General features: G+C 74.7%; 17 protein-coding genes and 1 pseudogene. 11 read left to right on the top strand and 7 right to left on the bottom strand.

What is annotated here, in order from left to right:
* Positions 1–52 precede the first annotated feature (52 nt).
* Complete coding sequence (locus ACFVQZ_RS21645) at positions 53–991, bottom strand: A/G-specific adenine glycosylase (RefSeq protein ID WP_030497828.1); 939 nt, start codon at positions 989–991, stop codon at positions 53–55.
* A gap of 33 nt (positions 992–1,024) precedes the next feature.
* A complete protein-coding gene (locus ACFVQZ_RS21640) occupies positions 1,025–1,702 on the bottom strand; it encodes a phosphatase PAP2 family protein (protein ID WP_036416406.1) in 678 nt (225 codons plus the stop codon).
* Positions 1,703–1,917: 215 nt separating this feature from the next.
* On the opposite strand from ACFVQZ_RS21640, the gene ACFVQZ_RS21635 reads away from it, so the two are divergent.
* Entirely contained in the window at positions 1,918–2,796 is an 879-nt protein-coding gene (locus ACFVQZ_RS21635) for a hypothetical protein (RefSeq protein WP_383624977.1), read from the top strand.
* A 71-nt stretch (positions 2,797–2,867) separates the two neighbouring features.
* Here ACFVQZ_RS21635 and disA read toward each other — a convergent pair whose 3' ends face one another.
* The gene (disA, locus tag ACFVQZ_RS21630; RefSeq protein ID WP_030497825.1) at positions 2,868–3,992 is read right to left on the bottom strand and encodes a DNA integrity scanning diadenylate cyclase DisA; all 1,125 of its coding nucleotides are present in this window, start codon (positions 3,990–3,992) and stop codon (positions 2,868–2,870) included.
* A 220-nt stretch (positions 3,993–4,212) separates the two neighbouring features.
* Positions 4,213–5,619: a DNA repair protein RadA gene (radA, locus tag ACFVQZ_RS21625; protein WP_030497824.1), complete on the bottom strand. Its 1,407-nt coding sequence runs from the start codon at positions 5,617–5,619 to the stop codon at positions 4,213–4,215.
* Between the two features lie 213 nt (positions 5,620–5,832).
* Between radA and ACFVQZ_RS21620 the strand changes: the two genes are divergently transcribed.
* On the top strand, positions 5,833–7,674 hold the full coding sequence (locus ACFVQZ_RS21620) for a hypothetical protein (RefSeq protein WP_383624974.1): 1,842 nt from the start codon (positions 5,833–5,835) through the stop codon (positions 7,672–7,674).
* 166 nt (positions 7,675–7,840) lie between these two features.
* Here the strand turns inward: ACFVQZ_RS21620 and ACFVQZ_RS21615 are convergent, their stop codons facing one another.
* Complete coding sequence (locus ACFVQZ_RS21615; protein ID WP_383625267.1) at positions 7,841–8,647, bottom strand: hypothetical protein; 807 nt, start codon at positions 8,645–8,647, stop codon at positions 7,841–7,843.
* 152 nt (positions 8,648–8,799) lie between these two features.
* Here ACFVQZ_RS21615 and ACFVQZ_RS21610 point away from each other — a divergent pair, with 152 nt between their 5' ends.
* From ACFVQZ_RS21610 to ilvD, 4 genes and pseudogenes are all read left to right on the top strand, one after another.
* Positions 8,800–9,744: a Ppx/GppA phosphatase family protein gene (locus tag ACFVQZ_RS21610; protein ID WP_030498687.1), complete on the top strand. Its 945-nt coding sequence runs from the start codon at positions 8,800–8,802 to the stop codon at positions 9,742–9,744.
* Positions 9,745–9,854: 110 nt separating this feature from the next.
* Positions 9,855–10,679, top strand: a complete 825-nt coding sequence (locus ACFVQZ_RS21605) for a sugar phosphate isomerase/epimerase (protein WP_030498688.1) — start codon at positions 9,855–9,857, stop codon at positions 10,677–10,679.
* Complete coding sequence (locus ACFVQZ_RS21600) at positions 10,676–11,290, top strand: TetR/AcrR family transcriptional regulator (RefSeq protein ID WP_030498689.1); 615 nt, start codon at positions 10,676–10,678, stop codon at positions 11,288–11,290. Before ACFVQZ_RS21605 ends, ACFVQZ_RS21600 begins: the two co-directional genes overlap by 4 nt.
* A gap of 199 nt (positions 11,291–11,489) precedes the next feature.
* Positions 11,490–13,289: pseudogene (gene ilvD / locus ACFVQZ_RS21595) on the top strand (dihydroxy-acid dehydratase); the annotation flags it as partial.
* A 14-nt stretch (positions 13,290–13,303) separates the two neighbouring features.
* On the opposite strand, the gene ACFVQZ_RS21590 reads toward ilvD, so the two are convergent.
* Positions 13,304–15,532 (bottom strand): PQQ-binding-like beta-propeller repeat protein, encoded by a 2,229-nt coding sequence (locus ACFVQZ_RS21590; RefSeq protein WP_383625264.1) that lies wholly within the window; start codon positions 15,530–15,532, stop codon positions 13,304–13,306.
* Positions 15,533–15,670: 138 nt separating this feature from the next.
* Between ACFVQZ_RS21590 and ACFVQZ_RS21585 the strand changes: the two genes are divergently transcribed.
* The 5 genes from ACFVQZ_RS21585 to proC all read left to right on the top strand — a co-directional run bounded on the left by ACFVQZ_RS21585 (position 15,671) and on the right by proC (position 18,998).
* Complete coding sequence (locus tag ACFVQZ_RS21585; protein WP_030498692.1) at positions 15,671–15,925, top strand: SH3 domain-containing protein; 255 nt, start codon at positions 15,671–15,673, stop codon at positions 15,923–15,925.
* Positions 15,926–15,974: 49 nt separating this feature from the next.
* Positions 15,975–16,481, top strand: coding sequence for a hypothetical protein (locus ACFVQZ_RS21580; RefSeq protein WP_383624970.1), 507 nt, complete (start codon positions 15,975–15,977; stop codon positions 16,479–16,481).
* Between the two features lie 66 nt (positions 16,482–16,547).
* Positions 16,548–17,369, top strand: coding sequence for an ABC transporter ATP-binding protein (locus ACFVQZ_RS21575; protein WP_383624968.1), 822 nt, complete (start codon positions 16,548–16,550; stop codon positions 17,367–17,369).
* Positions 17,366–18,103 (top strand): ABC transporter permease, encoded by a 738-nt coding sequence (locus ACFVQZ_RS21570; RefSeq protein ID WP_383624966.1) that lies wholly within the window; start codon positions 17,366–17,368, stop codon positions 18,101–18,103. Before ACFVQZ_RS21575 ends, ACFVQZ_RS21570 begins: the two co-directional genes overlap by 4 nt.
* An 85-nt stretch (positions 18,104–18,188) precedes the next feature.
* Positions 18,189–18,998: a pyrroline-5-carboxylate reductase gene (gene proC / locus ACFVQZ_RS21565; RefSeq protein WP_383624963.1), complete on the top strand. Its 810-nt coding sequence runs from the start codon at positions 18,189–18,191 to the stop codon at positions 18,996–18,998.
* Positions 18,999–19,079: 81 nt separating this feature from the next.
* Here the strand turns inward: proC and trpS are convergent, their stop codons facing one another.
* Entirely contained in the window at positions 19,080–20,078 is a 999-nt protein-coding gene (gene trpS, locus ACFVQZ_RS21560) for a tryptophan--tRNA ligase (protein ID WP_383624960.1), read from the bottom strand.
* Between the last annotated feature and the right edge of the window lie 322 nt (positions 20,079–20,400).

Here is a 20,400-nt window from a genome sequence, read left to right as displayed (position 1 = left end):
ACGGCTACCCATCGGTTGTGTAACAGCGGGCCGCGGCCGGGCCCGTGCCGGGTCAGGTCAGCGGCAGCCGGTACCGTCCGCCGTCCAGCGGCTCCACCAGACCGTCCGCGACCAGACCGTCCAGGGCCCGGCCGCGCTGGACCGGCTCGTCCCAGACGGCGTCGAGGGCGGACTGGGGGACCGGGCCGGGGGCGTCGCGGAGGACGGCGAGGAGCCGGCCGCGGACCTGGCGGTCGGTGCCCGCGTACGTCTGGCCGCGGCGGGGCGGCCCGTCGTGGGCGGGCTTGCCGGAGAGCAGCCACGCGCAGCGGTCGGCGAGGGGGCAGCGCCCGCAGTCCTCGTTCTTCGCCGTGCAGACGAGGGCGCCCAGCTCCATCGAGGCGGCGGCCCAGCGGGCGGCGGTGCCGTCGTCGTCGGGGAGGAGCGCGCGGGCGAGGCGCCGCTCGGCGGCGGTGGTGGCGTTCGGCGGGTACTGGACGCCGCTCGCCGCGCGGGCGAGGACGCGGCGCACATTGGTGTCGAGGACCGCGTGCCGCTGCCCGTACGCGAAGGAGGCGACGGCCGCGGCGGTGTACTCGCCGATGCCGGGCAGGGCCAGGAGCTGCGCGTGGTCGCTCGGCACGTCGCCGCGGTGCCGGTCCCTTATCGCCACGGCCGCCGCGTGCAGCCGCAGCGCCCGGCGCGGATAGCCGAGCCGGCCCCAGGCGCGGACGGCCTCGCCGGGCGGCTCGGCGGCCAGGTCGGCCGGGCGGGGCCAGCGCGCCAGCCACTGCTCGTACACCGGGAGCACCCGGACGACGGGGGTCTGCTGGAGCATGAACTCGCTGACCATGACGCCCCAGGCACCGGCCTCGGGGCGGCGCCAGGGCAGGTCACGGGCGTGCCGGTCGAACCAGGCGAGGACCGGCCCGTGCAGTTCGGCCGGTGCGACGGGGGACGGCGCCGCACCGGCAGGGACGGACAGGGAGGCGGGGGCATCGATGGAAGTCATGGCACCCCCGATCCTGGCACGTCCGGCGCGCGTTCAGTACGCGCCGTGGCGCGCCCGCGAACGGCGCTCGGGGCGCGCGGAGGCGTACGCCGGGGTTGCGGGCCCCTTCCCCGCGCACCACACGACCGCCGCGCTCCGGCTGGAGCGGGCCGTCTCCACCAGTGCCGTCACGGGCCGGCGGGCGGCGCGCATGACGAGGAAGGCGACGAGGGCGCCGAGGAGCAGGCCGGCCGTCACGTCGTGCGGGTAGTGGACGCCGACGAAGACGCGGGAGAAGGCCATCAGGACCGCCATGGGCGCGGTGAGCCAGATCATGCCCCGCCAGGAGAGGGCGAGCGCGACGGCGGCGGCGCCGGCGATGGCGGAGTGGTTGCTGGGGAAGGACCAGTCGCCGTAGGCGGGGCACTCGATGAGGGCGGCGGGGGCGCCGGCGACGGCCCGGCACGGGCGCTCCTCGTCGATCAGCGACTTCAGGCCCTCGCTCACCACGTACCCGAAGGCGGTGGCGAGAGGGGCGAGGAGCGCGAGGCTCATCGCCTGGCTCGATCCGGTCCGCGAGCGCCACCACCCGGCCAGGAACAGCGCGCCGAAGAGCAGCAGTCCGAGCTCCGTCCAGACTTCCGCGAGCCACTGGAACCAGTGCGGTGTGGAGTGCGCGAAGTCGAGGATGTCGAGGTAGAGCCGGTCGGAGAGGTCGAGGAGGTTGTCCATGGTGCATGACGCTAACCGGAATCCGGAGCCTCGCGCCCCGGGCCAAGGGACGATCCGACCCCTGACGAAAGTGGGGGATGGGGGAGGACAGGGGTGATTTCCGGCCGCGGTGGGGAGAGTTCCCGTCTCCGGAGGATGTGATCATCGGCAAAACTTGGGGTCTCGGGCGGCGGGTGGGGCGGGAGTTGGGCCGGATCTCTCGTAAGGTTCGGGTCGTGGGATCTTTGCGCAATCCGGTCGGGCCGCTTCCCTCCACCATCTACTGGCGACGGAGGGCGGTGGCGCTGTGCCTGATCGTGCTGCTCGCCCTGCTCACCGTATGGGCCGTCACCTCCGGTGACGGCGACGGGAAGAAGACGAACGACGCCGCCAACGGCGCTGCTCCCGCGCCCTCCATCACGCCCGGCCCCGGCGGGACGGGACCGGCGATCAGCCAACAGCCGGGCGGCCGCGACGAGTCGGGCGACTCGGGCGGCACGGGCGACGCCGGTACGGGCGACGGCTCCGGCGACTCCGCGGGCGACGGCTCGGGTTCCGGTTCCGGTTCCGGTACGGACGCGGGTGCGGGTTCCGGCGACGGTTCCGGTTCGGCCGGTTCCGGTACGCCCGGCAAGAACGGCGACACGGACGGCGCGGGCGGCGACGGCGGCGCGGGCACCGGCGCCGGACGGCGCGTCCCGGCCGGTTCGTCCCTCCCCGACTGCCCTGCCGGATCCCTGGAGTTGACGCTGCGCAGCGCCAAGCTCACGTACGAGCCGGGGGAGAAGCCCCGCTTCCACCTCGTCGTCAAGAACACCTCGGACGCCGACTGCAAGGCCGATCTCGGCCCCCGCGCCGCCGTGCTGAAGGTCAGCGACCCGCAGAACGACCGGCTGTGGGCCTCCGACGACTGCCCGCGCCCCGGCGACCCGGTGCTGCTGAAGCTGCCCGCGCGCGCCACGATCACCCACACCGTCGAGTGGGACCTGCACCGCAGCGCCCCGCAGTGCGCCACCGCCCCCGCGGGCACCGCCGGCCCGGGCAACTACCTGGTCGAGGCGGCCCTGCCCGGCACGAAGACGGTCGCGGCGCCCTTCTCGCTCGCCAAGGACTGAACGAACCGGCTCGCCGAGGACCGGGCGAACCGACCGGACGCGCTGTCGCGCCGACCCGGCCGGGGGGTCCGTCAGACGTACCGCTCCAGGATGGACGACTCCGCCAGCCGCGACAGGCCCTCGCGGACGCTGCGGGCGCGGGCCTCGCCGACGCCGTCGACGGTCTGGAGGTCGTCGACGCTCGCCGCGAGCAGCTTCTGGAGGCCGCCGAAGTGCTCCACCAGACGCTCGATGATCGCGCCGGGCAGCCGCGGCACCTTGGCGAGCAGCCGGTAGCCGCGCGGCGAGACCGCCGAGTCCAGCGTCTCCGGGGAGCCGCTGTAGCCGAGGGCCCGCGCGACGACGGGCAGTTCCAGGAGCTCGGTGTGGGACAGCGCGTCCAGCTCGGTCAGCGCCTCCGCGACCGTGCGGGAACGCTTCGCCGTCGGCTCCGGCACGTAGTCCCGGATCACCAGCTCGCGCTCCGGCTCCACGCCCGCGATCAGCTCGTCGAGCTGGAGCGAGAGGAGCCGGCCGTCGGTGCCGAGCTCGACCACGTACTCCGCGATCTCGGTGGCGATCCGGCGGACCATCTCCAGGCGCTGCGCGACGGCGGTGACGTCCCGGACGGTCACCAGGTCCTCGATCTCCAGCGCGGAGAGCGTCCCGGCCACCTCGTCCAGGCGGAGCTTGTACCGCTCCAGGGTCGCCAGCGCCTGGTTGGCCCGGGACAGGATCGCGGCGGACTCCTCCAGGACCCGCCGCTCGCCGTTCACGTACAGCGCGATCAGCCGCATCGACTGGGAGACGGAGACGACGGGGAAGTTGCACTGCTTGGAGACCCGGTCCGCGGTGCGGTGGCGGGTGCCGGTCTCCTCGGTGGGGATGGACGCGTCCGGGACCAGCTGCACACCGGCCCGGTGGATCTTGGTGATGTCCTTGTCGAGGACGAGCGCGCCGTCGAGCTTGCACAGCTCGCGCAGGCGGGTCGCCGCGAACTCGACGTCGATGACGAAGCCGCCGGTGCACATCGAGTCGACCGTCTTGTCCATGCCGAGGACGATCAGGCCACCGGTGTTCCCGCGGAGGATCCGCTCCAGGCCGTCGCGCAGGGCGGTGCCCGGCGCGACCGCGCTCAGCGCCGCGCGCATCAGTGCTTCGTTGCCGGAGCCCGCGCCGGACTTTCCAGGAGCTGCTGCCCCGTCCTTGGCTGCCACTGCACTCCTCCGGCTCGTACGGATGGGCGAGACCAGGGCAAAGTCTAGCGACACCACCCCGGCGTCCTGGGCCGCACGCCGGTCCGGGGCGCTGCGGAAGCACCCCCGCCGGGGCGCCCCGGTCGCGATCCGCCCTACCCGCCCGGCCGCGCGGCTACCCCTCCGCACCCCCACCGGAGTGGACGGACGGCTGCCGACGGCCCCCTTCGGCGCGCCCGCGTCAGCCCGCCGGCTCCTCCGTCCTGCGGGAGGAGCGGCGGCCGGACGGGAGGACGCGCAGGGCGTCGCCCATGTCCGCGACCTCCGTCACCTTCATGCCGGGCGGCACCTTCCCCGGGTCGCCGGGGACCAGCGCGTGGGTGAAGCCCAGGCGGTGGGCCTCCGCGAGGCGGCGCTGGACGCCGGTGACCCGCCGGACCTCGCCCGCGAGGCCGACCTCGCCGATCGCGACCAGGTTCTTCGGCAGCGGCACGTCGCTCGCGGCGGAGGCCAGGGCGAGCGCGATCGCCAGGTCGGCGGCCGGCTCGGACAGCTTCACGCCGCCCACCGTCGCGCTGTAGATGTCCCGCTTGCCCAGCGCGCTGATCCGGCCCCGCTGCTCCAGGACCGCCAGCATCATCGATACCCGGGAGGTCTCCAGGCCGGAGGTGGTCCGGCGCGGCGACGGGATCTGCGAGTCCACCGTCAGCGCCTGCACCTCGGCCACCAGCGGCCGGCGGCCCTCCAGGGTGACCGTGAGGCAGGTGCCGGGCACGGCCACGTCCCGCCGGGTCAGGAAGAGCCCGGACGGATCCGCGAGGCCCGTGATGCCCTCGTCGTGCAGCTCGAAGCAGCCCACCTCGTCCGTCGCCCCGTACCGGTTCTTCACGCCCCGGACCAGGCGCAGGCGCGCGTGCCGGTCGCCCTCGAAGTGCAGGACGACGTCGACCAGGTGCTCCAGCAGCCGGGGGCCGGCGATCGCCCCGTCCTTCGTCACGTGGCCGACGAGCAGCGTGGACATCCCGCGCTCCTTCGACGCCCGGATCAGCGCCCCCGCGACCTCGCGGACCTGCGCCATGCCGCCGGGGGCCCCGTCGATCTCCGGGGAGGCGACGGTCTGCACCGAGTCCAGGACCAGCAGCGACGGCTTGACCTCGTCGAGGTGGCCGAGGACCGCCGACAGGTCGGTCTCCGCGGCCAGGTACAGGTGGTCGCTGAGCGCGTTGATCCGGTCCGCGCGGAGCCGGACCTGGCTCGCGGACTCCTCGCCCGTCACGTACAGCGTGCGGTGCGCGTCGCTCGCCGCCTTCGCGGCCACGTCGAGCAGCAGCGTGGACTTCCCGACACCGGGCTCGCCCGCGAGCAGCACGACCGCGCCGGGCACCAGGCCGCCGCCGAGGACCCGGTCGAGCTCGTCGACGCCGGTGGTGCGGGCGGTCGCCTGCCGGCCGTCGACCTGGGCGATGGGGAGCGCGGCGGTGGAGACCCGGCCGGCCGCGGTGGTCCGGACGGCGGGCGCGCCGTACTCCTCGACCGTCCCCCACGCCTGGCATTCGGGGCAGCGGCCGAGCCACTTGGCCGTCTGCCAGCCGCATTCGGTGCAGCGGTAGGACGGACGGTCCTTGGTGGTTTTCGTACGGGCAGCCATGACGCACACCGTAGCCGCCGCCACCGACAGCGGACCGCCGCCCGCCCCCGCCCCTGTGGACAACCCCGAGCCCTGTGGACAAACCCTCGGCTCCGGGGCCACGGCAGCGGAAGGTGACGTTCCTGTCCCCTTTCGAGTGACTGGTTCACCCGTAAGGCTGAGAAGAGCGGATCCGGTATGAAGAGTGCCCCCTCGCGCGCCTACGGTCGCCCAGTGACGAGCAGCAGGCTGGACTCCTCCCGCACCCCGGGCGCCCACCGGGCGCGGCGCGGCCCGCAGAAGGGACCGCGCATCCTCGGCCAGCGCCCCCCCGCCCGCTACGAGGCCGCCCTCGACGGGCTCTTCACGTACTGCCTCTCGGTCCTCTGCGACCACGACACGGCCACTGCCGTCCTCGGCGACGTCCTCGCCGTCGCCGAGCGGCACCACGGCCGCTGCCCCTCCGACGAGGAGGGCCGCACCGCCTGGCTGTACGCCCTGGCCCGCTGGGCCTGCCTGCGCAGCCTCGGCGAGCAGCGCCGCCGGCGCCAGGGCGCCCACACGGGCCGCCCGGCGGTCACCGCGCCCGCCCCGCCGCCGGTCTCCGCCGAGACCGCCGAGCGGCGCCGCGCCGAACTCGCCGCGCTCGCCTGGCCGGAGGCCGCCGGCACCACCCCGGAGCAGCGCGAAGCGCTCGAACTGGCGGTCCGGCACGGCCTCAGCCCGCGCCAGGTCGCCGCCGTCCTCGCCCTCGACCCGGCCGCCGCCCGCGAACTGCTCGCCACCGCCGCCTGCGAGGTCGAGCGCACCCGCGCCGCGCTCGCCGTCGTCTCCGGCGGCGGCTGCCCCACCGTCTCCCGGCTCCTCACCGGCGACCGGCAGCTGATCCTGTCGGCCGCGCTGCGCGCCGAACTCGTCCGGCACGTGGACGACTGCCCGGTCTGCCGCCGCACCGCCGAGCGGCTCGGCGCCACCGCCCCCTGGCCCGGCGGCGGGCCGCGCGCCGTCCAGGACCGCCTGCCGCTCGTCGAGGCGCCCCGGGCCGCCGCCTACATGGCGATGCTGCACGTCCCCCGCGCGCGGGCCGGCGCCCCCCGGTTCGCCCCGACCGGCTTCCCGATCGACCCCAAGGACCTGGTCGCCCGCCGGGACCGGATGCGGGCCCGCGCGGTCACCACCACCGTGGTCGCCGCCGTCGTCGCCGCGCCCGTGCTCGCCCTGTGGACCTCGTACCGCGGCGTCCCCGCGGGCGCCGAGGCCGGCCGGGACGGCTCCCGGGTCAGCGCCGGCGAGCACGGCGACGAGGCCGGTGCCGAGGGACGCCCCTACGACCGGTACGAGAACACCGGCAACGCCCGGAGAACCCCCGACCCCCGCGCCACCCAGGGCAGCCACGTCCCGGGGGTCTCCGTCGAGGTCGTCGTCCCCGCCCGGTCCGCCGGCCCAGCCGCGCCCGCGCGGCCCGGCGACCCGGTGCCGGGCTGGATCGGCGTCACCGCGCGCTGCCTCGCCGACGTCACCCTCATCACGCTCACCGGCGAGGGCGGCACCCCGGTCGACTGGTCGCTGTGGACGGACGCGCCCTGGCTGTACGTGAGCCAGGCCGCCGGCACCCTCCGCCCCGGCGACACCGTCACCGTCGCCGTCCGCGTGGACCACGCCCGCCAACCGCGCGGCCCCTGGAGCGCCCGGATCGGCGTCGACCCCACCGGCGCGGTGCTGCGGATCAGCGGCCAGGGCCCCGTCACCCCGATCGACGACCGGGTGATCCCGCCGCCGCCGGTCACCACCGAGCCCACCACCCCGCCGACCGAGCCGCCCACCGGCGGACCGGTCGACCCGCGGCCGACCGTCCCCGCCGAGCCGACGGAACCGACGGAACCGACCACGCCCCCGCCGACGTCCGAACCGCCCACCACCCCGCCGCCGACGACGGCGGAGCCCACGACCCCGCCCCCGACGACCGAACCGCCCACGACGGAACCCTCCACCACACCGCCCACCACGGAGCCGACGACCCCGCCCCCCACGGCCGAGCCGACGACGGACGAGCCGGCCCCCCAGCCCTCCTCCTGAGGGCCTAGGCCGTCTCTTCCGGATCATGCCGGGCTCGCGACGCCTGGCACGCGCGCTCGCCGCGTTGTCGTCGGTCGCCGATGCTCCGCATGGACTCCCTCCTCCGCCTTGCGATCGCACGCACCAGACGCCGCTCCCTGATCCGGCCTGATCCGAAAGAGACGGCCTACCGCTCCGGGTCGGCCGGGTGCGGCGCCACCATCGGCAGCGCCGAGGCGAGCCGCGCCTCGCAGAGCCCGACCAGCACGTCGTACGCGTCCTCGCCCATCATCTCGATCAGCTCCGGCCGGTACGAGACGTAGACCGGCTCCCCGCCGCCGTGCGCGGACGTCGCCGACGTGCACCACCAGTGCAGGTCGTGACCGCCCGGCCCCCAGCCCCGGCGGTCGTACTCGCCGATGGACACCTGCAGCACGCGCGTGTCGTCGGGCCGGTCGATCCAGTCGTACGTCCGCCGCACCGGCAGCTGCCAGCACACGTCCGGCTTCGTCTCCAGCGGCTCCCGCCCCTCCCGCAGGGCCAGGATGTGCAGCGCGCAGCCGGCGCCGCCCGCGAAGCCCGGCCGGTTCTGGAAGATGCACGAGCCCTTCCAGCGGCGGGTCTGCCGGTCGCCGTCCTCGTCGGTCTGCGTCCACCCCGTCTCGCTGCCGACGTCGTGGAACTGCCACAGCTCCGGCGTCAGCTTCGCCACGTGCTCCGCGACCCGCTTCTCGTCGTCGTCGTCCGAGAAGTGGGCGCCCAGCGTGCAGCAGCCGTCCGCCGCCCGGCCCGCCTGGATGCCCTGGCAGCCGCTGCCGAAGACGCAGGTCCAGCGCGAGGTCAGCCAGGTCAGGTCGCAGCGGAAGACCTGCTCCTCGTCCGCCGGGTCCGCGAACTCCACCCACGCGCGCGGGAAGTCGAGCCCCTGCTCGTCCGGTTCCGCGCCCTTGCGCTGCTTCGTCACGCCCTTGACGGGCGGCTTCGCGCCCTTCACGTCCCGCGCGTACTTCACGTCCCGCACGTCGTGGGCCGCCGCCTCGTCCCGCACGGCACCGTCACCGGCGGCGCTGTCTTTGCCCGGCTTCGCCTTTTTCGTCTTTGGCACAACGCCAAGCGTATGCGGGCGGGCGCAGTAGCGTTTCCGCCATGAGACTCGGAGTCCTCGACGTCGGTTCGAACACGGTGCACCTGCTCGTGGTGGACGCCCACCCCGGCGCCCGTCCGCTGCCCGCCCACTCCCACAAGGCGGAGCTGCGGCTCGCCGAACTCCTCGACCCGCGCGGCGCCATCGCGCCCGGCGGCGTCGAGCGGCTCGTCGGGACCGTCCGGGACGCCCTCCACGCCGCCGAGGACAAGGGCTGCGAGGAGGTCCTGCCCTTCGCGACCTCCGCTGTCCGCGAGGCCGTCAACGCCGACGAGGTGCTGGCCCGGGTCAAGGACGAGACCGGCGTCGACCTCCAGGTCCTCACCGGCGAGGAGGAGGCCCGGCTGACCTTCCTCGCCGCCCGCCGCTGGTTCGGCTGGTCCGCCGGCAAGCTGCTCCTCCTCGACATCGGCGGCGGCTCCCTGGAGGTCGCGTTCGGCATCGACGAGGACCCGGACGCCGCCGTCTCCCTGCCGCTCGGCGCCGGCCGCCTCACCGCCGGCTGGCTGCCCGGCGACCCGCCCGGCACCGACGACGTCAAGGCGCTGCGCCGCCACGTGCGCGCCCAGATCGCCCGGACCGTCGGCGAGTTCAGCCGCTTCGGCAAGCCCGACCACGTCGTCGCCACCTCCAAGACCTTCAAGCAGCTCGCCCGGATCGCCGGCGCCCCCGGCTCCAGCGAGGGCCTGTACGTGGAGCGGCTGCTGACCCGCGCCTCCCTGGAGGAGTGGGTGCCGCGGCTCGCCGGCATGACCGGCGCCGAGCGCGCCGCCCTGCCCGGCGTCTCCGAGGGCCGCGCCGCCCAGCTGCTCGCCGGCGCCCTGGTCGCCGAGGGCGCGATGGACCTGCTCGGCGTGGAGCAGCTGGAGATCTGCCCGTGGGCGCTGCGCGAGGGCGTCATCCTGCGCCGCCTCGACCACCTGCCCGAGGCCCTGCCGAGCGCCTGAACCGCCGCCCCGCACCCGCGCGCGTGCCGTACGGGAGTCGTCCCCGCGGCGTGCGGAGGGTGACCGGAACCACCCTCCCGCGCCCAGGCGCGCCCCGTACCCTGTCTGTCGTGGCAGAACCAGCGGTGCGCGTCCCGGATGCGAAGGTCGCCCTGTCGACGGCCTCGGTCTATCCGGAGTCGACGGCGACGGCCTTCGAGGTCGCCGCGCGCCTCGGGTACGACGGCGTCGAGGTCATGGTGTGGACCGATCCGGTCAGCCAGGACGTCGAGGCGCTGCGCCGGCTCTCCGACTACCACCAGGTGCCGGTCCTCGCCGTCCACGCGCCCTGCCTGCTGATCACCCAGCGCGTCTGGTCCACCGACCCGTGGGTCAAGCTCCAGCGCGCCCGCGCCGCGGCCGAGAAGCTGGGCGCGTCGACGGTCGTCGTCCACCCGCCGTTCCGCTGGCAGCGCCAGTACGCCCGCGACTTCGTCACCGGCATCTGGCGGATGGCCGACGAGACCGACGTCCGCTTCGCCGTCGAGAACATGTACCCGTGGCGGTACAAGGACCGCGAGATGCTCGCGTACGCCCCCGAGTGGGACGTCACCAAGGACGACTACCGGCACTTCACGCTCGACCTGTCGCACACCGCGACCTCCCGCACCGACACCCTCGCGATGATCGACCGCATGGGCGACCGGCTCGGCCACGTCCACCTCGCCGACGGCCGCGGCTCCGCCAAGGACGAGCACCTGGTGCCCGGCCGGGGCACCCAGCCGTGCGCCGAACTGCTGGAGCGACTGGCCGTGACCGGGTTCGACGGGCACGTCGTCGTCGAGGTCAACACCCGCCGCGCGATGTCCGCCGCCGAACGGGAGGCCGACCTCGCCGAGGCGCTCGCCTTCGCCCGGCTCCACCTCGCCTCGGCGGCCCGGGGCACGCGCGCGTGAGCGAACCGTCCCCCCGGCGCCGCGGCCGGCCCGCGCGCGCCGCCGCCGACGACAGCGGCCCCGGCGCCCGCGAGCGCATCCTGGAGGCGGCCCGCGCCCAGTTCGCGGAGCGCGGGTACGACAAGACCTCGGTCCGCGGCATCGCCAAGGCCGCCGGGGTCGACCCGGCGCTCGTGCACCACTACTTCGGCACCAAGGACGAGGTCTTCGCGGCGGCGATCGAGGTCTCCTTCGAGCCGGCGCTCGTCGTCCCGGCCATCATCGACGGCCCGCGCGAGGCGGTCGGCGAGCGGCTGGCCCGCTTCTTCATCGGCGTCTGGGAGAACCCGGTGTCCCGCGCCCCGCTGCTCGCGATCATCCGCTCGGCGGTGACCCACGAGGCGGCGGCCAAGGTGCTGCGGAGCTTCGTGCTGCGCCGGCTCCTGGAGCGGATCGCCGCCGACCTGGCCGTCCCGGACCCGAAGTTCCGGGCGGAGCTGGCTGCCTCGCAGATGATCGGGATCGCGATCCTGCGGTACGTGATCAAGGTCGAGCCGCTGGCCTCCGCCGACCCGGAGCGGATCGTGGCCGAGGTGGCCCCGACCCTCCAGCGCTACCTGACCGAAGCCTGACCGGTCCGACCGGTCCCGTCGAAGCCCGACCGGTCCCGGACCGATCCAGATCGAAGCCCGACCGTTCCCGACGCTTCGACCCTGACCGGCCCCTGACCGAACCCTGAAATCCCGTCCCGCATTCCGGACGACCTGTCCAGATCTTGGAGCGGCGGCGTACGCTCGACACAAGCACATCCATCACGAGGAGCGAGCGACGATGCCCGAGCTGAGGTCCCGCACAGTCACCCACGGCCGCAACATGGCGGGCGCCCGCGCCCTTATGCGCGCCTCCGGTGTACCGGGCGCGGACATCGGCCGGAAGCCCATCATCGCCGTGGCGAACTCCTTCACCGAGTTCGTCCCCGGCCACACCCACCTCCAGCCGGTCGGCCGGATCGTCTCCGAGGCCATCACCGCCGCCGGCGGCATCGCCCGCGAGTTCAACACGATCGCCGTCGACGACGGCATCGCCATGGGCCACGGCGGCATGCTCTACAGCCTGCCCTCCCGCGACCTCATCGCCGACAGCGTCGAGTACATGGTCGAGGCCCACTGCGCCGACGCCCTGATCTGCGTCTCCAACTGCGACAAGATCACCCCCGGCATGCTCATGGCCGCCCTGCGCCTGAACATCCCGACGGTCTTCGTCTCCGGCGGCCCGATGGAGTCCGGCCGCGCCACCCTCGTCGACGGCACCGTCCGCACCCTCGACCTGGTCGACGCGATCTCCGACGCCGTGAACGACAAGATCTCGGACGAGGACATCCTCCGCATCGAGGAGAACGCCTGCCCGACCTGCGGCTCGTGTTCCGGCATGTTCACCGCCAACTCGATGAACTGCCTGACCGAGGCCATCGGCCTCTCCCTCCCCGGCAACGGCTCGATGCTCGCCACCCACACCGGCCGCCGCGCCCTCTACGAGAACGCCGCCCGCACGGTCGTCGAGATCACCCACCGGTACTACGACGAGGACGACGCCTCCGTCCTGCCGCGCTCCGTCGCCACCCGCGCGGCCTTCGAGAACGCCATGGCGCTGGACATCGCCATGGGCGGCTCGACCAACACGATCCTGCACCTGCTCGCCGCCGCCCAGGAGGCCGGGCTGGACTACGGCCTGTCCGACATGGACGAGGTCTCGCGCCGCGTCCCCTGCCTGGCCAAGGTCGCCCCGAACGTCGCCCCCCGCGGCACGTACTACATGGAGGACGTGCACCGGGCCGGCGGCATCCCCGCCATCCTCGGCGAGCTGTACCGCGGCGGCCTGCTCAACGAGGACGTCCACGCGGTCCACTCCCGCTCCGTCAAGGAGTGGCTGGACGCCTGGGACGTCCGCGGCGGCTCGGCCACCCCCGAGGCCGTCGAGCTGTTCCACGCGGCCCCCGGCTGCGTCCGCTCCGCCGAGGCGTTCTCCCAGTCCGAGCGCTGGGAGTCCCTGGACCTCGACGCCGCCGGCGGCTGCATCCGCGACGTCGCCCACGCCTACTCCAAGGACGGCGGCCTCGCCGTCCTGCGCGGCAACATCGCCGTCGACGGCTGCGTCGTGAAGACCGCCGGCGTCGACGAGTCGATCTGGACCTTCGAGGGCCCGGCCGTCGTCTGCGAGTCGCAGGAGGAGGCCGTCGAGAAGATCCTCAACAAGCAGGTCAAGGACGGCGACGTCGTCGTCATCCGGTACGAGGGCCCCAAGGGCGGCCCGGGCATGCAGGAGATGCTCTACCCGACGTCGTTCCTCAAGGGCCGCGGCCTCGGCAAGACCTGCGCCCTGGTGACCGACGGCCGCTTCTCCGGCGGCACCTCCGGCCTCTCCATCGGCCACGCCTCCCCGGAGGCGGCCTCCGGCGGCACCATCGCCCTCGTCGAGGACGGCGACCGCATCCGCATCGACATCCCCAGCCGCTCGATCGACCTGCTCGTCGACGACGCCACCCTCGCCGCCCGCCGCGAGGCCCTGGGCGGCGTGTACGCGCCGAAGAACCGCGAGCGCAAGGTGTCCGCCGCCCTCCGCGCGTACGCCGCGCACCCGAGGCGCGGCTACCAGGACTCCGCCACCCGCGCGTCCACCGCGAAGACCGACCCGTCCGGCGCCGTCCCGAACACCCGGTCCCCCGCCACCAGCGGCGCCGGCACCCGCGTCGCGTACCCGAGCCGCCCGTTCCGCATCCGCGGCCGGGTCTGCCCCACGACCGCGCCCCGCGCGGTGTCCACGGCGAGCAGCCGCCCGTCCGCCGCCGACAGGTACAGCCGCTCGTCCGGACCGAGGACCGGCACGGAGACGTTCGACGCCCCCGTCTCCAGCTCCCACAGCCGGCCGCCCTTCTCCACCGCCGTGTCCAGCGCCAGCAGCCGCCCGTCCAGCGACAGCAGGTACACCACCGCACCCCGCACGGCGATCCCGCTCAGGTGCATCCGCTCCTGCGTCCCCACCCGGCGCTCCCCGCCGGCCTCCGGCCCGCTGCCCGGGTCACCGGGCTCACCCGGCGCGAGCAGCACCAGACCGTCGACCAGATCGCCCTGGTACCGGGTGGCGAGCACCAGCGTCCCGTCCCCGGTCCGCCCCACCGGCGCCGCGTCCCCCGCCACCACCCGGCTCCACACGACCTCGCCCGTCGCCGGCAGCAGCGCCGCGATCCGGCTGCTCCGCCCGTCCGCCGCCGTCTCGGACAGCGTCAGCAGCCCCGTCGGAGCGTCGTACGCGCCGAGCACCGGCGCCTCGAAACCGGCCGGCCGGCGCGCCCACCGCTCCGCCCCGGTCCGCGCGTCGACCGCCCGCAGCGCGCCGCGCCCGTCGGACAGGACCACCACCGGCCCGGCCGGCCGGAACGTCTCCGGCACGTCCGCGCGCGCGGTCCAGCCCGGCGTCCCGTCCACGGCGGCGTACGCCCGCAGCGGACCCGGCTCCGCCGCCGCGCCGACCAGCGGGGCCTCCCCGCCGGCCAGCGGCACCGGCACGCCCGGCGGCTCCTCGCCGACCGGCCCGGTCCGCTTCCACAGGACCTCGCCCGTCCGCGGGTCGAGGCGGGCGAGCGCCACGCCCCGCGCCGTGCAGTACAGCGCGCCGGCCTCGTACGCGCAGGCGGGCGCGGCGGAGCCGCCGTACTCCTGCAGCGGGGTGTGCCAGCCGTCGAAGGAGGTCGCCACCTCGGCGGGGTGCGCGGGCCCGGTGGCCGCGGGCCGGGCCGGCGGGCGCAGCGCCGCGTACACCCCGGCCCCGGCGAGGACGAGCACGACGGCGGCGGTGACCGTGAGCCGCGGGGCGAACCGCGAGCGCCGGCGCCGCGCGGGCGGGGCGGCCCCGGCCGCCCGGGTCGTGGTGTCGCCGCCGGAGACGTCGGTCCCGGCGCCGGCGCGGTCGCCGGACCGCCCGTCCGGCGCGAACGGGTCGGCGGGCAGCACCGGCCGCCGCCGCTGTGCCGGTATGAACGCCTCGGCCTCGTACGACGGCGGCTTCAGGGCCGCCATGATCTCGGCGGGCGTGGGCCGGTCGGCCGCCTCCTTCGCCAGGCAGCGCGCGACCAGCGGCGCCAGCTCGGCGGGCACCCCGCTGAGGTCCGGCTCGTCGTGGACCACCTGGTACGCCACGATGTACGGGCTGTCGGAGTCGAACGGGCCGTGGCCGGTCGCCGCGTGCACCAGGACCGAACCGAGCGCGAACACGTCGGCCGACGGCCCGACCTCGCGCGGCCGCTGGAACTGCTCCGGCGCCATGAACGGCGGCGAGCCGATCAGCTTCCCCGTCTCCGTGTGCAGGTCGCTGTCGACCGGCCGGGAGATCCCGAAGTCGATGACCTTGGGCCCGGAGTCGGTGAGGAGCACGTTGCTCGGCTTCAGGTCCCGGTGCACCACCCCCGCGCGGTGGATGTCGCGCAGCGCCTCGGCGAGCCCGGCGGTCAGCCTCCGCAGTTCGGCGGGGGAGAGCGGGCCGCGCTGGCGGACCTGGTCGGCGAGGGTGGGGCCGGGCACGTAGAGGGTCGCCATCCAGGGGCGCTCGGCGTCCGGGTCGGCGTCCACGACGGGCGCGGTGAAGGCGCCGCTGACCCGGCGGGCGGCGGCCACCTCCTGCCGGAACCGGGCCCGGAAGTCGGGGTCCTCGGCGTAGCGCGCGTGCACCACCTTCACGGCGAGCCGCAGCCCGGAGGGCGACGAGGCCAGGTGGACGACGCCCATCCCGCCCGCGCCGAGCACCGCCTGCAGCCGGTACTCCCCGGCGTACTCGGGCTCCTCGGCGCCCCGGCCGGCGTCGGTCCTGCTCAACGGCGGCATCTCCCACCCCCGTGTGGTTCCGCGTCCGTCCACGCGCGCGTGCGCGACGCGAGGAGCCTAGTCGATGGCCCCCGGGATGTCGGAGGAGCTTGCTAGCCTGCGCGCGTCGCACAGAGTGAAGCCAGGGGGAGAACCATCATGACGGTGAAGTACTACCCGGTCGCACCGGGATACCGGCTCAACGTCCGGTCCGGCCCGAGCACCCAGTACCCGGTGGTCCGGGTGCTCTCCGAGGGCGTGACCGTCCCGATCCACTGCCAGAAGACCGGGGAGTGGATCACCGGCCCGTACGGCACCACCCGCATCTGGGACAGCATCGCCCCGGGGCAGTACGTCTCCGACGCGTACGTGAAGACCGGCAGCGACGACTACGTGGCGCCGCGCTGCGCCTGAGGACCTTCGCCTCGGCCGTTCCGGAGCCGCGCCGGGGATAATCGACCTCGTGAGCGAGGACAAGCAGACCCCCGGAACCGGCCCGAGCGGACCCCAGCCCGAGGAGATCCGTTTCTTCGGGACGACGTGGGTCGACCACACCGCCCACTACGGCCTGCGGCGCGCCGGCCTCGCGGCCGGCGCGCTCGCCGCCGCCGCGGCCGGCGCCTTCGTCCTGCGCTTCGCCTACCAGGGCCTCCAGGTCGCGGACGTGGGCGGCCTCGTGAACACGCTCGTCATCCTGATGTTCGCGATCTGCTCCGCCATCGCCTTCGCCAAGACCTGGGAGGGCTTCGGCCGCCGCCCCGCCGACCAGGCCCGCGAGGACTCCCTGAAGAGCCTCAAGGCCATCGGCTTCATCGGCGGCCTCCTCGCGTACGCGCTCCGCTGCCTCATGGAGGCCCCCGGCGAGAAGCTCCGCCGCGCCGAGTACGAGACGGCCCGCGCCCGCCACGACAAGCGCCGCGGCGCCCGCACCGGCAACCCCGCCGCCCGCAAGAAGCCCAAGCGCTCCTGACCCACCCCGCCCGAGCCCCCGCGCCCTCCTTGACGCGGGGGCTTCTCCGTCCCCACTATTCATCACATGATGAATTACAGCGGGAAGGACCCCCGACCCCCCGACCCGAACCCCACCCCCGACCCCGCCCCCGCGATCACCGCCCGCGACCTCACCGCCGTCCGAGGCGACCGCACCGTCCTGCGCGGCCTCCGCTTCACCGTCCCCGCCGGCCGCGTCACCGGCCTCCTCGGCCCCTCCGGCTGCGGCAAGACCACCCTCATGCGCGCCGTCGTCGGCACCCAGGCCAAGGTCACCGGCACCCTCACCGTCCTCGGCCACCCCGCAGGCCACCCCGCCCTCCGCCCCCGCATCGGCTACGTCACCCAGGCCCCCTCCGTCTACGACGACCTCACCGTCCGGCAGAACCTCGACTACTTCGCCGCCGTCCTCCACCCCGGCCGCGCCCACCGCACCGCCCGCCGCACCGCCGTCGACCACGCCCTCGCCGACGTCGACCTCACCGGCCACGCCGACGCCCTCGCCGGACGCCTCTCCGGCGGCCAGCGCAGCCGCGTCTCCCTCGCCGTCGCCCTCCTCGGCACCCCCGACCTGCTCGTCCTCGACGAACCCACCGTCGGCCTCGACCCCGTCCTCCGCCGCGACCTGTGGGACCTCTTCCACCGCCTCGCCGCCGACCGCGGCACCACCCTCCTCGTCTCCTCCCACGTCATGGACGAGGCCGAGCGCTGCCACCGCCTCCTGCTCATGCGCGAGGGCGAGATCCTCGCCGAAGGCACCCCCGACACCCTCCGCCGGCAGAGCGGCACCCCCACCGTCGAAGAGGCGTTCCTCCACCTGGTCGACGCCGCCGCGGCCCACCCCGCCCCCGAGGAGACCCGCCCGTGACGACCGCCCGCACCCTCGCCACCGCGGCCCGCGTCCTGCGCCAGCTCCGCCACGACCCCCGCTCGATCGCCCTGATGCTGCTGGTGCCCTGCCTGATGCTCGTCCTGCTCCGCTACGTCTTCGACGGCAGCCCGGAGACCTTCGACGGCATCGGCGCCTCCCTCCTCGGCATCTTCCCCCTCATCACCATGTTCCTGGTGACCTCCATCGCCACCCTGCGCGAACGCACCTCCGGCACCCTCGAACGCCTCCTCGCCCTGCCCCTCGGCAAAGCCGACCTCATCGCCGGATACGCCCTCGCCTTCGGCCTCGTCGCCGTCCTCCAGTCCGTCCTCGCGACGGGCCTCGCCGTCGGCCTCCTCGGCCTCGACGTCACCGGCTCCCCCTGGCTCCTCCTCCTGGTCGCCCTCCTCGACGCCCTCCTCGGCACCGCCCTCGGCCTCTTCGTCTCCGCCTTCGCCGCCTCCGAGTTCCAGGCCGTCCAGTTCATGCCGGCCGTGATCTTCCCCCAGCTCCTCCTCTGCGGCCTCTTCACCCCGCGCGACAAGATGGCCCCCGCCCTCGAAGCGCTCTCGAACGTCCTCCCCATGTCGTACGCCGTCGACGGCATGAACGAGGTCCTCCGCCACCCCGACGTCACCGCCGCCTTCGTCCGCGACGCGCTCGTGGTCGCCGGCTGCGCCGTCCTCGTCCTCGCCCTCGGCGCCGCCACCCTCTGCCGCCGCACCGCCTGACCGCCCCTCGGACACCCCGCGCACCGGCCGCCCCGCCGGTGCGAGGATGACGACACGTACCCCCTCCGGCGAGGTGAACAGAGCCATGACCCAGACCGTCGCAGTCCTCGGCACCGGCAAGATCGGTGAAGCCCTCCTCAGCGGCATGATCCGAGCCGGCTGGCGCCCCGCGCACCTCCTCGTCACCACCCGCCGCAGCGAGCGCGCCGACGAGCTCCGCGACCGCTACGGCGTCGAGACCGTCACCAACGCCGAGGCCGCCAAGCGCGCCGACACCCTCATCCTCGCCGTCAAGCCCCAGGACATGGGCCGCCTCCTCGACGAGCTCGCCCCCCACGTCACCGCCGACCGTCTCGTCGTCAGCGCCGCCGCCGGCATCCCCACCTCCTTCATCGAGGAACGCCTCACCCCCGGCACCCCCGTCGTCCGTGTCATGCCCAACACGCCCGTCCTCGTCGACGAGGGCATGTCCGTGATCTCCGGCGGCAGCCACGCCACCCCCGCGCACCTCGCCCACACCGAGGAGATCTTCGGCGGCGTCGGCAAGACCCTCCGCGTCCCCGAGTCCCAGCAGGACGCGGCCACCGCCCTCTCCGGCTCCGGCCCGGCGTACTTCTACTTCCTCGTCGAGGCCATGACCGACGCCGGGATCCTGCTGGGTCTGCCCCGCGCCCAGGCCCACGACCTCATCGTCCAGGCCGCCATCGGCGCCGCCGTGATGCTCCGCGACAGCGGCGAGCACCCCGTGAAGCTCCGCGAGGCCGTCACCTCCCCCGCCGGCACCACCATCAGCGCCATCCGCGAGCTGGAGAACCACGGCGTCCGCGCCGCCCTCATCGCCGCCCTGGAAGCCGCCCGCGACCGCAGCCGCGAACTCGCCTCCGGCAACGGCTGACCCGTCCTCATCCCGCGTCCCCCTCCCCGTACCGGCTCGTCGCGCAGGCCCCGGCCCACGCGACGAGCGCGCGTCACCCCTTCACACGGCGGGCAGCAGCCCGATGGCCCGGTAGGCCCGGTCCACCAGCGGCCGGGCCATCGCCCGGGCCCGCTCGGCCCCGTCCCGCAGCACCCGGTCCACGTACCCCGGATCCGCCGCGAGCGCGGCATGCCGCTCCCGCACCGGCCGCAGCAGCTCGACGACCGCGTCCGCCGTGTCCTTCTTCAAAGCTCCGTACGACTCGTATACATCGGCCAGCTCCTCCGGGTTCCCGTCCGTCGCCGCCGCCATCAGATCGAGCAGATTTGCGAGACCCGGCTTGACGTCCCGGTCGTAGACGACGTCCCGCCCGCTGTCCGTCACGGCCCGCATGATCTTCCGCCGCACGGTGTCCGCGTCGTCGAGCAGATAGACGATCCCCGCCCCGTTCTCGTGCGACTTCCCCATCTTCGAAGCGGGGTCCTGGAGGTCCATCACCCGCGCCGCCACCGCCGGCCGGGTCGCCCTCGGCACGGTGAAGGTGTGCCCGTACCGCTGGTTGAACCGCACCGCCAGGTCCCGCGTCAGCTCCACGTGCTGCGTCTGGTCCTCGCCGACCGGCACCTCGTCGGCCCCGTAGGCCAGGATGTCCGCGGCCATCAGCACGGGATAGGTGAGCAGCGACAGCCGCACGCCCTGCCCGGCCTCCCGGGCCCGCACGCTCTTCTCCTTGTACTGGATCATGCGCCGCAGTTCGCCGTCGGTGGCCGTGCACTCCAGGAGGTACGACAGCCGGGCGTGCTCGTCCACGTGGCTCTGCACGAACACCGTGCAGAGCTCCGGATCGAGCCCCGACGCCAGCAGCAGCGTCGCCGCCTGCCGGCTGAGCCTGCGCACCCGCGCCGGATCGTGCTCCACGGTCAGCGCGTGCAGATCTACGACGCTGAACAGCGCCTCGCCCCGGTGCTGGTCCACCTCGACCCACCGGCGTACGGCTCCGAGGTAGTTGCCCAGCGTCAGGTGCCCGGTCGGCTTCACCCCGCTGAAGATCCTCGTCATCGCGTTCCGCTCCTTCTCGTCCCGAGCCGGCCCGACGGCCCGGCTCCCGGAGGGGGATACGCGAACGGCCGCCGGATCGGCGGCCGTGTGCATGCGTCAGTACGGGCCGCCGTCAGGCGGCCCACCACTGGGTGGTGTGCGCACGCGTAGTCATAGGGAGAGCGTACGCCCCAGGGCGAGGGTTGACACGGGATTGACCGAACCGTAGTGTTCTCCGAGTTGTCCGACGTGAGCACCGACCCCGGTCGGCCCCGGACAGCCATTCCGCAAGAACCTCCGAGCCTGACGGCCGCGATTCGTCGTGCCGTTCTGCTTTCCGTGC

Origin of the sequence: Streptomyces sp. NPDC057854, assembly GCF_042797055.1 — a bacterium.
Lineage (GTDB): Bacteria > Actinomycetota > Actinomycetes > Streptomycetales > Streptomycetaceae > Streptomyces.
This window is presented reverse-complemented; position numbering and strand designations above follow the sequence as displayed.